Genomic DNA, 17,183 nt, shown 5'->3' with positions numbered 1-17,183 from the left:
GTGAGCAGGACGACCGGCACCCTCGGGGTCGACGACGACTGGACCGCGCCCGACGACGACGGCGCGGAGCACTGGGGTCGCACCGAGGGGCGTGATCCACGGAACCTGCGGACACCGCTCCTGATCGGCGTCGCACTGCTCGTGGTGGTCGGGCTCTTCGTGCTCCGGGCGCTCATGCCGCTCGACGAGGCGCTCACCCCGCCCACCGCGGTGCGCGACTTCGTGACCCTGACGCTCAGCGTGGTGGTGGAGTCGCTGCCGTTCGTGGTGCTCGGCATCGTGCTGTCGATCCTCGTGCAGATCTGGCTTCCCGACGGCTGGCTCGAGCGGTGGTTGCCCACGCAGCCGATCCTCCGCCGGGCCTGCATCTCGCTGCTCGGCATGTTCCTGCCGGTCTGCGAGTGCGGCAACGTCCCGCTCGCCCGCGGCCTCATCGTGCGCGGGTTCACGGTGCCGGAGTCGATCACCTTCCTGCTCGCGGCGCCGATCCTCAACCCCATCGTCATCGTCACGACGCATCAGGCCTTCGGCTGGGACGGCGGGATCCTCGTCGCCCGGCTCGTCGGCGGGTTCCTGCTCGCGAACCTCATCGGGTGGCTCTTCAGCAAGCACCCCGACCCCAGCTCGCTGCTCACGCCGACCTTCCAAGCCAGCTGCGAGGTGACCGAGCAGCACGGGCACGAGCACACGAAGGTGGAGCGCAGCCTGCAGCAGTTCGTCGCCGAGGCGCGCGCGATCATGCCGGCGCTGCTCATCGGGTCGGCCGTGGCCGGCGCCGTGCAGGTGCTCGTGCCGCGCGAGGTGCTCGTCACCCTCGGCGCGAACCCGGTCTGGTCGGTGCTCGCGATGATGACGCTCGCCGTGATCGTCTCGATCTGCTCGAACGTCGACGCCTTCTTCGTGCTGTCCTTCGGATCGACGTTCATGCCCGGCTCGATCGTCGCCTTCCTCGTCCTCGGCCCCGTCGTCGACGTCAAGATGCTCGCGCTCATGCGCACCACCTACACGACCAGGACCCTCGTGATCATCACCGCCGTCGCCGTGCTGTTCTCGGCGGCCCTCGGATTCGGAGTGAACGCCCTTGCCTGATCAGAACGTCACCCACGGACACGCGCACGCCGAGACGTCGACGGCCGGCGATCGTCGCGTCCCACTGCTCGAACGCCTCCGGCAGCGATGGTGGGGCGTGCTGCTGCTCGTCACCGCCGCCGTGTGCATCCTCTGGCTCGCGCTGACCGACCGCCTCGGCCTCTACATCCACCCGCGCTACTTCGTGTTCACCGTCATCATGGCGCTCATCGCGGTCGCGCTCGGCATCGTCAGCGTCCTCGTCCACGTGGACGTCGAGGAGGTGCCGAAGCGTCGCGGACGAACGGCGCTGCAGCTCGCCTCCGTCGTGGGCAGTCTCGCGGTGGTCGGTGCGATGGTGGTGCTCCCGCCGTCGACGCTGTCGGTCGCGACGGCCGACCAGCGCGCGGTGAACTCCGGCACGCTCGCGGGGGAGGTCCAGGGGCAGGACGCCCAGACGGTGCTGACCTCGAACCCGGACTTTAGCACCTTCGGCATCAAGGACTGGGCGACGCTGTTGCGCCAGACGACGCGTCCCGCCGACCTCGAAGGGCGCGCCTTCACCGGGGTCGGCTTCGTGATCGCCGATCCGGACGCGGCCGACGTCTTCTACGTCTCGCGGTTCGTCGTGAACTGCTGCGCCGTGGACGCCCAGCCGGTCGGTGTGCCCGTGCAGCTCGACGGCTGGGACAAACAGCTCAAGCCCGGTGACTGGGTCGAGGTCTCGGGGGCGCTCACCGCGAGCGACGCCTCGCATCTGCCATTGGTGGTCGGGACGGCGAAGGTCGACAAGGTCGAGGAGCCGGCGGATCCGTATGACTACTGATCGCCGGGATGCTGCACGAGGCCGGTCGACGCAGGCCGCCGGCGACCGGAGCGGTTTCGGCCGACTGGTCGCGATCGTGCTGATCGCGCTCGTCGTCATCGGCGGCGGAGCGGCCGTCGTGGGCTTGACCCAGGGGCCGAAGCTCGTCCGTACGGTGGTCGACCCGACCGGACTCGTGGAGTCCTGGGGCCAGCGGGTGGTCCTGGCGGTGAACCAACCGATCGCGGATCTCGGATCGGACCGGGTGCGGATCGAGCCGGCAGCAGACTTCGACGTCAGTACCGGGGCCGGCGGCATCACGCTGGTGTTCCCCGAGCCGCTCGCCTATGCGACGGACTACCGGATCACGGTCGACGGGGTCACCGCGCCGGGTGGCGGACCGGCGGCCACGCTCACGACGTCGTTCTCGACGCCGCCCGTCGAGGGGTTCTCGCTCGTGCGGAGTCCGGTCAAGGACGGCGGCTCGGCGGCGACGAAGGCGGACGACCGGATCGTGCGCCTCTCGATCGGCGGTGGTGAACCCGAGACCGCGTACGAAGCGGCGAAGATCCAGGAGTTCGCGACGATCGGCGACTCCCTGATCGTCGTGGAGCAGGAGACGAGCGGGCTCGGTCGCATCGTGGTGGTGGACACGACCGACGGGAGTACCCAGGAGGTGGCACTCCCGATGGGCGGGATGATCACCTCATTGCAGACCGCTCCGGCGCAGAGCCGGGTGGGGTTCCTGTTCACGGAACAGTCGTTCGGTCGCGATGGCGGCGACAACCTCACGCTGTACTCGTTCGAGCTGCGGCAGGGGAAACCCACCGAGGCCGCCAGGGTCGGCGGGATCGACGGGGCTGCGGTCCAGGCGGCGGAGTGGTCGTTCGTGCCCCGGACCTCCTCGATGCTCGTCCGCACGGTGGACAACTCGCTCGAGCTGCTCGATCCTGCTGCGACGACCGACCCGGTGCTGCTCGGCCGGGCCTCCCTCATCTCGAGTTACATCCCGGGCACCACCAAGGTCGTCATCGAGCAGGTCGACGGTGTGGTCGTGCTCGACCTCGCGACGGGGAAGAGCGAACCGTTCGTCCTGCCCTCGGTGGCACCCACCGAGATCCCCGGACAACTCGTCGCACTGTCCGAGTCCCTGTCGGCCAGGATCTACGCCGACTACGACCGCGTCGCCGGAACCACGGAGCAGCGGGTACTGGCGATCAAGGACGGCGCGACCGCCGAGCTCTATCGACCTGACGCGGGTGCCGTCATCTGGTCACTGTGCGCGAGCCCGAACGCGGAGTACGTCGCGGTCGTCGTTGTCCCCGACTTCGCGAAGGCCGGCTTCGACGGGTACGCCAACGCGCCGATGCCCAACGGCCCCGAGATCGAGGTCGTCGACGCCCGCACCGGCAAGGTGGTCGGGACGCAGGCCGGTTTCGACCTGTCCTGGTGCGCAGGCACGGGTGTCGCGCAGTGACCCTGCGCCGACCTGTTCGGGGCCCCCTCGGCGAAAACCGCGTGATTCCGGGCGACACGCCCGGGATGCAAGCGGAATTTGCCACGATCCCGAGACACACGTAGAGTAATCACTCGTCACCCCAAAGGTGCGGGAAGCGGAAGAGCTTCTCGGCCTCAAGCGGGGACAATCCCCAGCCAAAAGCGAGAACATTTCGATGTTACCGTTTCAAGTCTCGGTTGGATGACTTCCTCCTGGTGTCACTCGTGCTCAGCATGACTCTGTTCGCAGAGCGGCTGAAACGCCGAGTTGACAACAAGCCGGGAAGATGTAAGATAGAGAAGTTGCCCTGCAGGGCGGTCGTGATGGCCAAAGGCAGGAGCATCCGATCCTTGAGAACTCAACAGCGTGCACAATGTCAAATGCCAAAAACCTCGTGCAATTGATGCCTTCCTTTTCGGTCGGTTGATGTTGTAAGAGATTCCTTTGGAAAACATTTAAACAAAACAAAGCAAGTCAGTAATGATTTGTTCTGTCAGTTTCAAACTTGCATCGTGTTCACCTATTCCGGTGGCATGGTGCGCGAAATGGGTTGATGTTGTAAGAGATTCCTTTGGAAAACATTTAAACAAAACAAAGCAAGTCAGTAATGATTTGTTCTGTCAGTTTCAAACTTGCATCGTGTTCACCTATTCCGGTGGCATGGTGCGCGAAATGTGCCGGTCACTTCGGTGGTCGTGCAATTCAACATTTACGGAGAGTTTGATCCTGGCTCAGGACGAACGCTGGCGGCGTGCTTAACACATGCAAGTCGAACGATGAAGCCCAGCTTGCTGGGTGGATTAGTGGCGAACGGGTGAGTAACACGTGAGTAACCTGCCCTTGACTCTGGGATAAGCGTTGGAAACGACGTCTAATACCGGATACGAGCTTCCACCGCATGGTGAGTTGCTGGAAAGAATTTTGGTCAAGGATGGACTCGCGGCCTATCAGCTTGTTGGTGAGGTAATGGCTCACCAAGGCGACGACGGGTAGCCGGCCTGAGAGGGTGACCGGCCACACTGGGACTGAGACACGGCCCAGACTCCTACGGGAGGCAGCAGTGGGGAATATTGCACAATGGGCGAAAGCCTGATGCAGCAACGCCGCGTGAGGGACGACGGCCTTCGGGTTGTAAACCTCTTTTAGCAGGGAAGAAGCGAAAGTGACGGTACCTGCAGAAAAAGCACCGGCTAACTACGTGCCAGCAGCCGCGGTAATACGTAGGGTGCAAGCGTTGTCCGGAATTATTGGGCGTAAAGAGCTCGTAGGCGGTTTGTCGCGTCTGCTGTGAAATCCCGAGGCTCAACCTCGGGTCTGCAGTGGGTACGGGCAGACTAGAGTGCGGTAGGGGAGATTGGAATTCCTGGTGTAGCGGTGGAATGCGCAGATATCAGGAGGAACACCGATGGCGAAGGCAGATCTCTGGGCCGCTACTGACGCTGAGGAGCGAAAGGGTGGGGAGCAAACAGGCTTAGATACCCTGGTAGTCCACCCCGTAAACGTTGGGCGCTAGATGTGGGGACCATTCCACGGTTTCCGTGTCGTAGCTAACGCATTAAGCGCCCCGCCTGGGGAGTACGGCCGCAAGGCTAAAACTCAAAGGAATTGACGGGGGCCCGCACAAGCGGCGGAGCATGCGGATTAATTCGATGCAACGCGAAGAACCTTACCAAGGCTTGACATATACGAGAACGGGCCAGAAATGGTCAACTCTTTGGACACTCGTAAACAGGTGGTGCATGGTTGTCGTCAGCTCGTGTCGTGAGATGTTGGGTTAAGTCCCGCAACGAGCGCAACCCTCGTTCTATGTTGCCAGCACGTAATGGTGGGAACTCATGGGATACTGCCGGGGTCAACTCGGAGGAAGGTGGGGACGACGTCAAATCATCATGCCCCTTATGTCTTGGGCTTCACGCATGCTACAATGGCCAGTACAAAGGGCTGCAATACCGTAAGGTGGAGCGAATCCCAAAAAGCTGGTCCCAGTTCGGATTGAGGTCTGCAACTCGACCTCATGAAGTCGGAGTCGCTAGTAATCGCAGATCAGCAACGCTGCGGTGAATACGTTCCCGGGCCTTGTACACACCGCCCGTCAAGTCATGAAAGTCGGTAACACCCGAAGCCAGTGGCCTAACCGCAAGGATGGAGCTGTCTAAGGTGGGATCGGTAATTAGGACTAAGTCGTAACAAGGTAGCCGTACCGGAAGGTGCGGCTGGATCACCTCCTTTCTAAGGAGCATGTGCAACGCTCGTCTGTATACAGCGAGGTTTACGTTGCCAAGTCACACTGAGACGAATGTTCTCGGGTGGCGCTCATGGGTGGAACATTGACATTGATGCAGACGTGAGAGTCTGCCAGCAAGTACGTCTTCTTCGGGAGATTGGAACGGTGGCCGGCTGGAGGGTTTGCATATGCACGCTGTTGGGTCCTGAGGGACCGGATCTTCTCCGCTTCGGTGGAGGAAGGACGAACCTCAGGGCCTCTTTTGCTTGACATGAATGGTCAAGGAGAGAGGTACCGCCCGTACTTTGAGAACTACACAGTGGACGCGAGCATCTTAGATTCATGACCCTTCGGGGTTGTGGATCACAAAGATCAAAACATGCTTCTTCGGAAGTGATGTTGATCATTGGTCAATCTGCATCAGGTAACTGGTGCCGATCGATTCAAACTCATGTGATTTCAAATTTCTAAGAGCAAACGGTGGATGCCTTGGCATCTGGAGCCGAAGAAGGACGTAGTAATCTGCGATAAGCCTCGGGGAGCTGATAAACGAGCTGTGATCCGAGGATTTCCGAATGGGGAAACCCCGCCAGGCCCCTTGTGGTGATCTGGTGACTCCCGCCTGAATATATAGGGCGGGTAGAGGGAACGGGGGGAAGTGAAACATCTCAGTACCCCCAGGAAGAGAAAACAACAGTGATTCCGTCAGTAGTGGCGAGCGAAATCGGAAGAGGCTAAACCGGGCATGTGTGATAGCTATCAGGCGTTGCATGTCCGGGGTTGTGGGACTTCTCACTCCGAACTGATATTCGGGGAGCATTAGAACGTGGTATAGACGAATGGGATTGAAAGCCCAGCCAGAGACGGTGCCAGCCCGGTAGTCGAAATGCTGCAATCGTGCGAGGAGTATCCCAAGTAGCACGGGGCCCGAGAAATCCCGTGTGAATCTGTCAGGACCACCTGATAAGCCTAAATACTCCCAGATGACCGATAGCGGACAAGTACCGTGAGGGAAAGGTGAAAAGTACCCCGGGAGGGGAGTGAAATAGTACCTGAAACCGTTTGCTTACAAACCGTTGGAGCACCCTTGTTGGTGTGACAGCGTGCCTTTTGAAGAATGAGCCTGCGAGTTAGCGATATGTGGCGAGGTTAACCCGTGTGGGGTAGCCGTAGCGAAAGCGAGTCTGAATAGGGCGATTCAGTCGCATGTCCTAGACCCGAAGCGAAGTGATCTATCCATGGCCAGGTTGAAGCGACGGTAAGACGTCGTGGAGGACCGAACCCACTTAGGTTGAAAACTGAGGGGATGAGCTGTGGATAGGGGTGAAAGGCCAATCAAACTTCGTGATAGCTGGTTCTCTCCGAAATGCATTTAGGTGCAGCGTTGCGTGTTTCTTGCCGGAGGTAGAGCTACTGGATGGCCGATGGGGCCCAAAAGCTTACTGACGTCAGCCAAACTCCGAATGCCGGTAAGTGAGAGCGCAGCAGTGAGACGGTGGGGGATAAGCTTCATCGTCGAGAGGGAAACAACCCAGACCACCAACTAAGGTCCCAAAGCGCGTGCTAAGTGGGAAAGGATGTGGAGTTGCACAGACAACCAGGAGGTTGGCTTAGAAGCAGCCACCCTTGAAAGAGTGCGTAATAGCTCACTGGTCAAGTGATTCCGCGCCGACAATGTAACGGGGCTCAAGCACGCCACCGAAGTTGTGGCATTGATATTTTTGGTAGGCCTTCGTGGTCCAGCCGTATTGATGGGTAGGAGAGCGTCGTGTGGCGAGTGAAGCGGCGGTGTAAACCAGCCGTGGACGCTACACGAGTGAGAATGCAGGCATGAGTAGCGAAAGACATGTGAGAAACATGTCCTCCGAAAGACCAAGGGTTCCAGGGTCAAGCTAATCTTCCCTGGGTAAGTCGGGACCTAAGGCGAGGCCGACAGGCGTAGTCGATGGACAACGGGTTGATATTCCCGTACCCGCGAAGAACCGCCCAAGATAATCCAGTGGTGCTAAGAGTCCTAACCCGGACGACTGATTCCCTTCGGGGATGATGGGTCCGGTCTAACGCTCGACCCCATGCTGGTGCGTTTAGCGTATTAACAGGTGTGACGCAGGAAGGTAGCCCATGCCGGGCGATGGTTGTCCCGGTGTAAGTGCGTAGGCTGAGAGATAGGCAAATCCGTCTCTCGTGAAGGCTGAGACACGATACGGACCCGTAAGGGATAGTAGGTGATCCTATGCTGCCAAGAAAAGCATCGACGCGAGGTTCTAGTGGCCCGTACCCCAAACCGACTCAGGTGGTCAGGTAGAGAATACTAAGGAGATCGAGAGAATCGTGGTTAAGGAACTCGGCAAAATGCCCCCGTAACTTCGGGAGAAGGGGGGCCTGAGGCGTATTAGGACTTGCTCCGAAAGCGTTTGAAGGCCGCAGAGACCAGTGGGAAGCGACTGTTTACTAAAAACACAGGTCCGTGCCAAGTCGCAAGACGATGTATACGGACTGACGCCTGCCCGGTGCTGGAAGGTTAAGAGGAACGGTTAGCCGCAAGGCGAAGCTGAGAATTTAAGCCCCAGTAAACGGCGGTGGTAACTATAACCATCCTAAGGTAGCGAAATTCCTTGTCGGGTAAGTTCCGACCTGCACGAATGGCGTAACGACTTCCCAGCTGTCTCAACCGCGAACTCGGCGAAATTGCATTACGAGTAAAGATGCTCGTTACGCGCAGCAGGACGGAAAGACCCCGTGACCTTTACTACAGCTTGGTATTGGTGTTCGGTGTGGCTTGTGTAGGATAGGTGGGAGACTTTGAAGCTTGGACGCTAGTTCAGGTGGAGTCATTGTTGAAATACCACTCTGGTCACTCTGGATATCTAACTTCGAACCGTAATCCGGTTCAGGGACAGTGCCTGGTGGGTAGTTTAACTGGGGCGGTTGCCTCCCAAAAAGTAACGGAGGCGCCCAAAGGTTCCCTCAACCTGGTTGGCAATCAGGTGTCGAGTGTAAGTGCACAAGGGAGCTTGACTGTGAGACTGACAAGTCGAGCAGGGACGAAAGTCGGGACTAGTGATCCGGCAGTGGCTTGTGGAAGCGCTGTCGCTCAACGGATAAAAGGTACCTCGGGGATAACAGGCTGATCTTGCCCAAGAGTCCATATCGACGGCATGGTTTGGCACCTCGATGTCGGCTCGTCGCATCCTGGGGCTGGAGTAGGTCCCAAGGGTTGGGCTGTTCGCCCATTAAAGCGGTACGCGAGCTGGGTTTAGAACGTCGTGAGACAGTTCGGTCCCTATCCGCTGCGCGCGCAGGAAATTTGAAAGGATCTGACCCTAGTACGAGAGGACCGGGTTGGACGAACCTCTGGTGTGTCAGTTGTTCCGCCAGGAGCACCGCTGATTAGCTACGTTCGGGATGGATAACCGCTGAAAGCATCTAAGCGGGAAGCCGGCCTTAAGATGAGATTTCCATGCCTTCGGGCGAGAGGCTCCCAGCCAGACTACTGGGTTGATAGGCCGGATGTGGAAGAGAGGACGAAAGACTCTCGGAGCTGACCGGTACTAATAAGCCGATAATTTGATAACACTTTCTTTGTTTGAATACGAAGATGCTACGCGTCCACTGAGTGGTTCTCGATGTACGGTCGAGAACCCGCAAACAACACCACTGTGTTCGCACAGCGTGTTGGTTTGCTTGTTCACTTTGATACATCAATAGTGTTTCGGCGGCCATAGCGAGAGGGAAACGCCCGGTCACATTCCGAACCCGGAAGCTAAGACTCTTTGCGCCGATGGTACTGCAGGGGGGACCCTGTGGGAGAGTAGGACACCGCCGGACTTCTTCGTTGAACGGCGGCCATAGCGAGAGGGAAACGCCCGGTCACATTCCGAACCCGGAAGCTAAGACTCTTTGCGCCGATGGTACTGCAGGGGGGACCCTGTGGGAGAGTAGGACACCGCCGGACTTCTTCGTTGAAGTGGCCACCCAAGGTTCTTGGGTGGCCATTTTGCGTTAACACGCGCAGCGTGTTAACACGCACAGCGCGTTAACACGCACAGCGCGTTAACACGCGCAGCGCGTTGAGTTGTACAAACACGAATTTGCAAAACGCCCGGTCACAGCGTACGCTTGACCCTTGGTGTGGACGCTCCATGTCCACATCGTGTCCACGATCCCCCACCGCTCACGCCGACGGGGATCGCGCACGCCGACAAGAGATCTTGGGCAGGGCAGTCGCCCTGCGGTAATGAAGGAGAAACTACTATGGCAGCAGTGTGCCAGGTGACAGGAGCCGTTCCCGGCTTCGGTCACAACATCTCGCACTCGCACCGTCGCACGAAGCGCCGCTTCGACCCGAACGTGCAGAAGAAGACCTACTACGTGCCCTCGCTGCGTCGTAACGTCACCCTGAAGGTGTCCGCCAAGGGCATCAAGGTGATCGACGCCCGTGGCATCGAATCCGTCGTCAAGGACATTCTCGCTCGTGGGGTGAAGATCTAATGGCTAAGCAGCAGGACGTCCGTCCAATCATCAAGCTCCGTTCGACGGCTGGTACCGGTTACACGTACGTGACCAAGAAGAACCGTCGCAACAACCCAGACCGTCTCGTGCTCAAGAAGTACGACCCCGTAGTGCGCAAGCACGTTGAATTCCGAGAGGAGCGCTAAACATGGCTAAGAAGAGCAAGATCGCCCGTAACGAGCAGCGCAAGGTTATCGTCGACCGCTACGCCACGAAGCGCGCCGAGCTGAAGAAGGCCCTCGTCGACCCCGCCGGGACCGACGAGTCGCGTGAAGCAGCTCGCCTCGGCCTCCAGAAGCTTCCTCGCAACGCTTCGCCGGTTCGCCTCCGCAACCGCGACGCGATCGACGGTCGCCCGCGAGGCAACCTCTCGAAGTTCGGCATCAGCCGCGTTCGCTTCCGCGACATGGCGCACAAGGGCGAACTACCCGGCGTCCGCAAGTCGAGCTGGTAACACCCGCTCAGTCGGAGCTCACATTCCGCTGACACAGCATCGCAACACCGAAAGGGCCGTCCGCATCGCGGGCGGCCCTTTCGCGTTCTCGACGACAACTGCAAGGATCGAACGATTCCCACACCCACCGAGGAGGCGCTGCTGGACGTCCGCACGCAACGGGCCATCGCCCTCCTGGTCGCCGGCTGCTTCTTCATGGAGAACCTCGACGGGACCATCCTCACCACAGCCGCACCGAGTATCGCCCGGGACCTCGGTACCTCGTCGACCGCCGTCGGGCTCGCCGTCACCGCATTCCTGCTCACGGTGGCCGTCCTCATCCCCGTCAGCGGTTGGCTGACGGACCGGTTCGGTGCCAAGCGCATCTTCGCACTTGCGATCGCGGTGTTCACGATCGCCTCCGTGCTGTGCGCGTTGAGCTCGAGCCTGCCGATGCTCGTCGGCTTCCGGGTGCTCCAGGGTGTCGGCGGCGCATTGATGGTGCCGGTTGGCCGGCTGGCCGTGCTCCGGGTGACGCCAAAGGAACGGTTGATCCAGGCCATCGCCCTCCTGACGTGGCCCGCCCTCGCCGCCCCGATCATCGCGCCGTTCCTCGGTGGGGTGATCACCCAGTACGCCTCCTGGCACTGGATCTTCCTCATCAACGTGCCGATCGGTGTCGTCGCCTTCATCGTGGCGCTCCGCATCGTCCCCGACTTCGCCGCCGACGAGGTGCCTCCGCTCGACTGGCTCGGCCTGTCGCTCGCCTGCGTCGGGCTCGCGTCGCTCCTCGTGGCGGCGTCCCTGGTGTCCGGCGCCGGGTTCGACGCCCGGTGGTTCGCCGGGTCGCTCGTAGCGGGCATCGTTCTGCTCGCCCTCGCGATCCGACACCTGTTCCGCGCGCCCCACCCGTTCGTCGACCTCCGGTCGCTGCGGATCGAGACCTTCCGGCTGGCCAACGCCGGCGGCAGCGTCTACCGGCTCACCATCAGCGCCGTCCCCTTCCTCCTGCCGCTGCTGTTTCAGGACGCATTCGGCTGGACGCCCGTCCAGGCCGGTTCGATGGTGCTCTTCCTCTTCGCCGGCAACCTCGCGATCAAGCCGGCGACGACCTGGATGTTGCGGCGGTTCGGATTCCGTCTGGTGCTCGTGTCGTCGAACCTGATCGGAGTCCTGTGCATGGCCGGGATGGCGTCCCTCACCGCTGACACGTCGATCGTGCTCATGGCGCTGCTGCTCTTCCTCAGCGGGGTCGCCCGGTCGATCGGCTTCACGGCGTACAACACCATCACCTTCGCCGACGTCGAACCCGCTGCGATGTCTCGCGCCAACACCCTCAACTCGACCCTGCAACAGGTCGCGAGCGGCTTCGGTGTCGCCGTCGGGGCGATCCTGCTGACGACCGGATTCTCCCTCGAGGACGGGGTCGGTGGCGGCCAGCTGCTGCCGTATCAGTTCGCGTTCCTCGCGATCGCCGTCCTGACCCTCTTCCCGACGATCGAGGCGTGGTTGCTGTCGCGAGCTGCCGGGCACAGCGTCATCGGGGTCCGCTGAGCGGCCACACCGACGGCTCCCAGCTGGGAAACGACCGACACGCAGGCCCGATTGTCCGCGTAGAGCGGAGAAATCCGCGAAATCTCGCGGATTGCTGCTACATTCGAGGCGGTCACACCGACCAGTTGGTGCCGTATCAGCGACACCTTCGCTACCAACACATCAGCTGTACGTTGCAGCAACGTCCGAGGAGGACCCTCACAATGGCAAATTTGAACAAGACCGAACTCGTCGCCGCCATCGCCGCATCGACCGGCCAGAGCCAGGCGACCGTCGGCAGCGTTGTCGACGCGCTGTTCACCACCGTCGCTGAGACCGTCGCCACGGGCGGCAAGGTCTCGATCCCGGGTTGGATCGCCTTCGAGCAGACCGACACCGCCGCTCGCACGGGCCGCAACCCGCAGACCGGCGCCGAGATCCAGATCCCGGCCGGCAAGCGCGTCAAGGTGACCGCCGGCTCGAAGCTCAAGGCTTCCGTCAAGTAAGTCGTCGCGGGCGTCAGCCCGCACGGACTCGGATCACGGAGACACTCCGCCGGTTCAGACCACACAGCAGGGCGTCGCGAGAGCGACGCCCTGCTGTCGTTCGTCCGGGTGCCGTCCGGGGCGCGGCGAGGTGTCGGCGGCTCGGCCTAGCATTGCTGTCATGCGGATCCTCCACACCTCGGACTGGCACCTCGGCCGTTCGCTGCACGGGGTCGACCTGCTCCCCTTCCAACGCGACTTCCTGGCGCACCTCGAGCAGACGGTCTTGGACCACCAGGTCGACGTCCTCCTCGTCGCCGGCGACATCTACGACCGCGCCATCCCGCCGGTCGAGGCGGTGACGCTGCTGTCGGAGTCGCTCGGGCGGCTTGCTGGCCGCACCCGCGTCATCCTCGCCCCGGGCAACCATGATTCGGCCATCCGGCTCGGTTTCGGCGCCGCCATGCTGCGCGACGGGATCGACATTCGAGCCGACCTCGCGCGGGTCGGCGAACCGGTCCTGGTGGACGACGAACACGGGCCCGTCGCCTTCTATCCACTGCCCTACCTCGACCCCGACACCGCACGAGGGGTGCTGGCCCCGGACGACCAGCCGCTCGCGCGGTCGCACGCCGCCGTCATGGGTGCAGCCCTCGAACGCGTCCGAGCCGATCTCGCGGAGCGTCGCGAGCACGGAACGGTCCGATCGGTCGTTGCTGCGCATGCCTTCGTCATCGGTGGTCTCGCGAGCGACAGCGAACGCGACATCCGGATCGGCGGGGTCGATGCGGTGCCCGCCAAACTGTTCGACGACTTCGACTACGTCGCGCTCGGCCACCTCCACGGTGCGCAGCGCGTCGGGGCCGCGACGGGCGTCGAACGCATGCGGTACTCCGGCTCGCCGCTCGCCTACTCCTTCTCCGAACGCAACCAGGTGAAGTCGAGCGTGCTGGTCGACCTCGCCGCCGACGGTTCCGTGCACCTGGAGCTGCTGCCGGCGCCGGTGCCCCGTCGGCTCGTCGACGTCACCGGAACCCTCGCAGAGCTGCAGGGCCCCACGGGAGACGACGCCGTCGACGCCTGGGTGCGCGCCACGGTCACCGACGATGTCCGGCCACCGGAGCTGTACGCGACGCTGACCCGGCGCTTCCCGCACCTGCTCGTCTGGTCGCACGCGCCGGCGAACCGTTCCGAGGAGACTCGCGCCGCAGCCGTCACGGCGGTCTCCGACCCGGTCGAAGTCACCGCCGAGTTCATCGAGTACGCGACGGGTGCACCGGCGACCACTCGCGAGCGGGAGCTCATCGCGGCGGCGAACGAGGCAGCACTCGCCGCGGAGGTGAGTGCCTGATGCGCCTGCACCGACTCACGCTGCAGGCCATCGGACCGTACGCGGGTGAGCACACCATCGACTTCGTCGAACTCGGGCGGGCTGGTCTGTTCCTCCTGGAGGGACCGACCGGCGCCGGCAAGTCCACGATCATCGACGCCATCGTGTTCGGGCTGTACGGCGAACTGGCCGGTACCGGGGCCAGCAAGGACCGCCTCCACTCGCACCACGCGCAGCCCGGGACGGAACCGTTCGTGGAACTCGTCTTCGAGACCGGATCCGGCGTGTACCGGGTGCGGCGGACGCCGGCCTACCAGCGGCCGAAGCAGCGCGGTGCCGGCTTCACACCGCAGCAGGCGAGCGCCACCCTCGTCCGCCTGACCGATCCCGACGCACTGGCCGGAGAGACCCTGTCGACCCGCGCACAGGAGATCGGTCCGGAGATCAGCCGGATCGTCGGTCTCACCCGGGAGCAGTTCGTCCAGACGATCGTCCTCCCGCAGGGCGAGTTCGCGAAGTTCCTCGCCGCCGGCGGTGAGGAGCGCAGCGAACTGCTCCGGTCCCTGTTCGGGACGGAGCACTACGAGCGAGTCGCCAAGCACCTCGTCGAGCAGCGACGGCAGGCCCAACGCGACATCGAAGGCGCACGAGAGGCGCTGGGCCGCGCGATCGCCCGGTTCGCGGGAGCGGCCGAACTCGACGACGCACGGGAACTCGTCGCGGGCAGGGGAGCGGACACCCCGGCCGGGATGGACGCCCTCTCGACAGTCGATGCCGAGCCAGGCGATACCGCGACTGCCGGTGATCCGTCGGCTGCGGAGCCCGACCTCCACCCGGACATCGCGGATGGCGAGCCCGAACCCGACATCGCGACCCTCGCGGTCCCGCTCGAACCCGATTCCGAAGACCTCGTCGGTGACGCCACGCGCATCGTCGCCGTCCTCGAGCGCCACGCCGCCGCCGATGCCTCGACCGCTGGCGCTGCTCGGGTCGCCCTGGAGCGCGCTCGCGCCGAACACGCCGCGGCCCAGACGCTGCTCGCGTCCATCGAACGTCGCGCGGAGCTGCTGACCGAGCGCGAGCTGCTCTCGGTGGACGACGAACCGGTCGCGCGGCTCTCCGAACGGATCGCGGCAGCGGCTCGGGCGGACACCGTCGCGTCCGCGCTCGCCGGAGCGGCCACGGCATCGGCGGCGCTCCAGGATGCCATCGCGTCGCTCGCCGCGATGGAGGAGCAGGCCGACGAGGCGATCGTCGCTCTCGACGATGCGTCCGTCACCGCGCGCCGCGAATCCCTCACCGTCGAGCGAGCGTCGATGGCGGCCGTGCTCGTCCTCGAAGCCGCCGACGCCGACCGGGAACTCGCGCTCGCAGCACTCGCCGAGGAGCTCGCGACCGTCGACGAACGGCTCGCCGAGCTCGCAGCGGAACAGACGCGACGGGACGCCCGCCGGGCAGCGCTCAGCTCGGCACCGGAGCGCGCCTCGCGTGCGGCCACCGAGTCGGCCAGGGCCGCCCGGTCCGTCGAGCGCGCGGCTGAACGCCGTGCGGTGCTGGATCGGGTGGACGCGGCCGACGAACGCCTCGCGGGGCTCGCCGACGAGGTCACCGAGGCCGCCACGGCTGCGAAGGCGGCGATCGACGTCGAGACGTCGCTGCGCCTCCGGAGGATCGAGGGCATGGCGGGTGAACTCGCCACCGGCTTGCGGGACGGCGAGCCGTGCAGCGTCTGCGGCTCGCTCAGCCATCCGGCGCCCGCGGTGCTCGACGGAGACCACCCCGACGCGGACGCGGTCGAAGCGGCATCCGTCGCGCGGGCCGACGCCGAGGCGAGGATGCAGTCGGCGCAGAGCGCCCGGGACATCGCCCGCGCGGAGCGCCGTCGCCTCGTCGAGCAGTTCCTCGCGCTGGCCGACGACCCGGGCGACGTTGCCGCGGCCGGCTCCACCGACGCTTCGACGACGGCGACAGCCGGGTTCGACCCGGTCGCTGCGCGGGCGGCCGTCGATGCGGCCGCTGCGGAGGCCGAGCGGCAGCACGCGGAGGCCGTGGTCATCGCCGAGGAGGCGGACGCCGAGGTCGCGGAGGCCGGACGCCTCGCGGAGGAGCACCTGGCCGGCGTGGTCGCGGTGTCGGAACGCACCGCCACCCGGGCGACACTGACCGAGCGGCTCGCCGCCGCGCAGCGCGTCCACGAGCAGGCCCGCGCCGAGGTGGCCGGCGTCCTCGCCGGTCGAGCGGCTTCACTTGCCGAGCTCGACGCGATGCTCGAGGCCGAGCTCTCCTCGCTGTCGCTGCTCGCGGCGGCACGAGCGACCGTCGCTGACCGGCGCCTGCGTGACGCCGAGCGCGCGGTCGAGCTGGAGGCGGCACTCGAGCGGGCCGGGTTCGCCGACCGCGCGGCCGCGGAAGCCGCAGCCATGAACGGGGTCGAACGGGCGAGCGCCGAGGCGCGGGTGGCTGACCACCTGCGTCACACGACCGCGAACGCGGAAGCACTCGCGAGCCCGGCCATCGCCGGAGTCGCCGGTACCGCCGCACCCGACGTCGAAGCGACCGCTCGACGACTGGCCGACGCCGAGGCGGCGGCAGGCACCGCGACCGCGGCGGCCGCCGTCTCCGCACGACGAGCGACCAACGCGGCTGCCGCCTGCACGGCGCTCGCCGAGGCGGCCGATGAGAACGCCGACGCGGTCCGCGAGGCCGCGGCCGTCGTCCGCCTCGCCGACGTGGTGTCGGCCACGGGCAGCGAGAACAGCACGAAGGTCACCCTCGGCACCTACGTCCTCCTGCGCCGCTTCGAAGATGTCGTGGCGGCGGCGAACGCGCGCCTGGAGTCGATGTCCGGCGGGCGCTACGAGCTCGTCCGCAGCGATGTCAAGGAAGGACCCTCCCGCAGCCAGCGCGTCGGGTTGTCGCTCACGGTCCACGATCACCGGACCGACCGGCGTCGCGATCCGAAGTCGCTGTCCGGTGGCGAGACGTTCTACGCCTCCCTCTGTCTCGCACTCGGGCTGGCGGACGTCGTGACGGGCGAGGCCGGCGGTGTCGAGCTCGGCACGCTCTTCGTCGACGAAGGGTTCGGCAGCCTCGACCCCGAGACGCTCGACACCGTGATGGCCGAGCTCGGTCGGCTCTCGGCCGGCGGCCGCGTCGTCGGCGTCGTCAGCCACGTCGAGGAGATGAAGCAGCGCATCGGCGAACGCATCGAGGTGCGGCGGCTGGAAGACGGCTCCTCGACCCTGCTCGTCCGGGCGTGAGCGGCGCCCTTCGACAGGCTCAGGGACCGGTGGTT

Annotated in this window: 10 protein-coding genes and 4 rRNA genes; all 14 read left to right on the top strand. The window is 64.0% G+C overall.

All coding sequences use genetic code 11. The annotated features are described in order from the left end of the window. On the top strand, positions 1 to 1,089 hold the full coding sequence (locus tag GV015_RS02295; RefSeq protein ID WP_371416529.1) for a permease: 1,089 nt from the start codon (positions 1 to 3) through the stop codon (positions 1,087 to 1,089). Then, positions 1,082 to 1,894 (top strand): TIGR03943 family putative permease subunit, encoded by an 813-nt coding sequence (locus tag GV015_RS02290; protein WP_236555295.1) that lies wholly within the window; start codon positions 1,082 to 1,084, stop codon positions 1,892 to 1,894. Before GV015_RS02295 ends, GV015_RS02290 begins: the two co-directional genes overlap by 8 nt. Then, a complete protein-coding gene (locus tag GV015_RS02285) occupies positions 1,884 to 3,350 on the top strand; it encodes a hypothetical protein (RefSeq protein WP_159876299.1) in 1,467 nt (488 codons plus the stop codon). The genes GV015_RS02290 and GV015_RS02285 overlap by 11 nt, the downstream gene beginning before the upstream one ends. Positions 3,351 to 4,079: 729 nt before the next feature. Beyond that, positions 4,080 to 5,600: ribosomal RNA gene (locus tag GV015_RS02280) — 16S ribosomal RNA — on the top strand. Between the two features lie 452 nt (positions 5,601 to 6,052). Beyond that, positions 6,053 to 9,170, top strand: a 23S ribosomal RNA gene (locus tag GV015_RS02275). A 136-nt stretch (positions 9,171 to 9,306) separates the two neighbouring features. Then, positions 9,307 to 9,423: ribosomal RNA gene (gene rrf, locus GV015_RS02270) — 5S ribosomal RNA — on the top strand. Positions 9,424 to 9,433: 10 nt separating this feature from the next. After that, positions 9,434 to 9,550, top strand: a 5S ribosomal RNA gene (gene rrf, locus GV015_RS02265). Together the 16S, 23S and 5S rRNA genes form the textbook arrangement of a ribosomal RNA operon. Positions 9,551 to 9,849: 299 nt before the next feature. Further along, entirely contained in the window at positions 9,850 to 10,086 is a 237-nt protein-coding gene (rpmB, locus tag GV015_RS02260) for a 50S ribosomal protein L28 (protein ID WP_056010522.1), read from the top strand. After that, entirely contained in the window at positions 10,086 to 10,253 is a 168-nt protein-coding gene (gene rpmG / locus GV015_RS02255) for a 50S ribosomal protein L33 (protein ID WP_056010525.1), read from the top strand. The genes rpmB and rpmG overlap by 1 nt, the downstream gene beginning before the upstream one ends. A 2-nt stretch (positions 10,254 to 10,255) precedes the next feature. Then, a complete protein-coding gene (rpsN, locus tag GV015_RS02250; protein WP_064294760.1) occupies positions 10,256 to 10,561 on the top strand; it encodes a 30S ribosomal protein S14 in 306 nt (101 codons plus the stop codon). A gap of 114 nt (positions 10,562 to 10,675) precedes the next feature. Then, complete coding sequence (locus GV015_RS02245) at positions 10,676 to 12,094, top strand: DHA2 family efflux MFS transporter permease subunit (protein WP_201299418.1); 1,419 nt, start codon at positions 10,676 to 10,678, stop codon at positions 12,092 to 12,094. 203 nt (positions 12,095 to 12,297) lie between these two features. Next, complete coding sequence (locus GV015_RS02240; RefSeq protein ID WP_064294762.1) at positions 12,298 to 12,579, top strand: HU family DNA-binding protein; 282 nt, start codon at positions 12,298 to 12,300, stop codon at positions 12,577 to 12,579. Between the two features lie 160 nt (positions 12,580 to 12,739). Beyond that, positions 12,740 to 13,909, top strand: coding sequence for an exonuclease SbcCD subunit D (locus tag GV015_RS02235; protein ID WP_159876297.1), 1,170 nt, complete (start codon positions 12,740 to 12,742; stop codon positions 13,907 to 13,909). Further along, on the top strand, positions 13,909 to 17,148 hold the full coding sequence (locus GV015_RS02230; protein ID WP_159876295.1) for an AAA family ATPase: 3,240 nt from the start codon (positions 13,909 to 13,911) through the stop codon (positions 17,146 to 17,148). Before GV015_RS02235 ends, GV015_RS02230 begins: the two co-directional genes overlap by 1 nt. Positions 17,149 to 17,183 lie beyond the last annotated feature (35 nt).

The sequence above is a fragment of the Plantibacter sp. T3 genome (assembly GCF_902506515.1).
Classification (GTDB): domain Bacteria; phylum Actinomycetota; class Actinomycetes; order Actinomycetales; family Microbacteriaceae; genus Plantibacter; species Plantibacter auratus.
The sequence above is the reverse complement of the archived record's forward strand: the minus strand, read 5'-3'. Positions and strand labels throughout refer to the sequence as shown.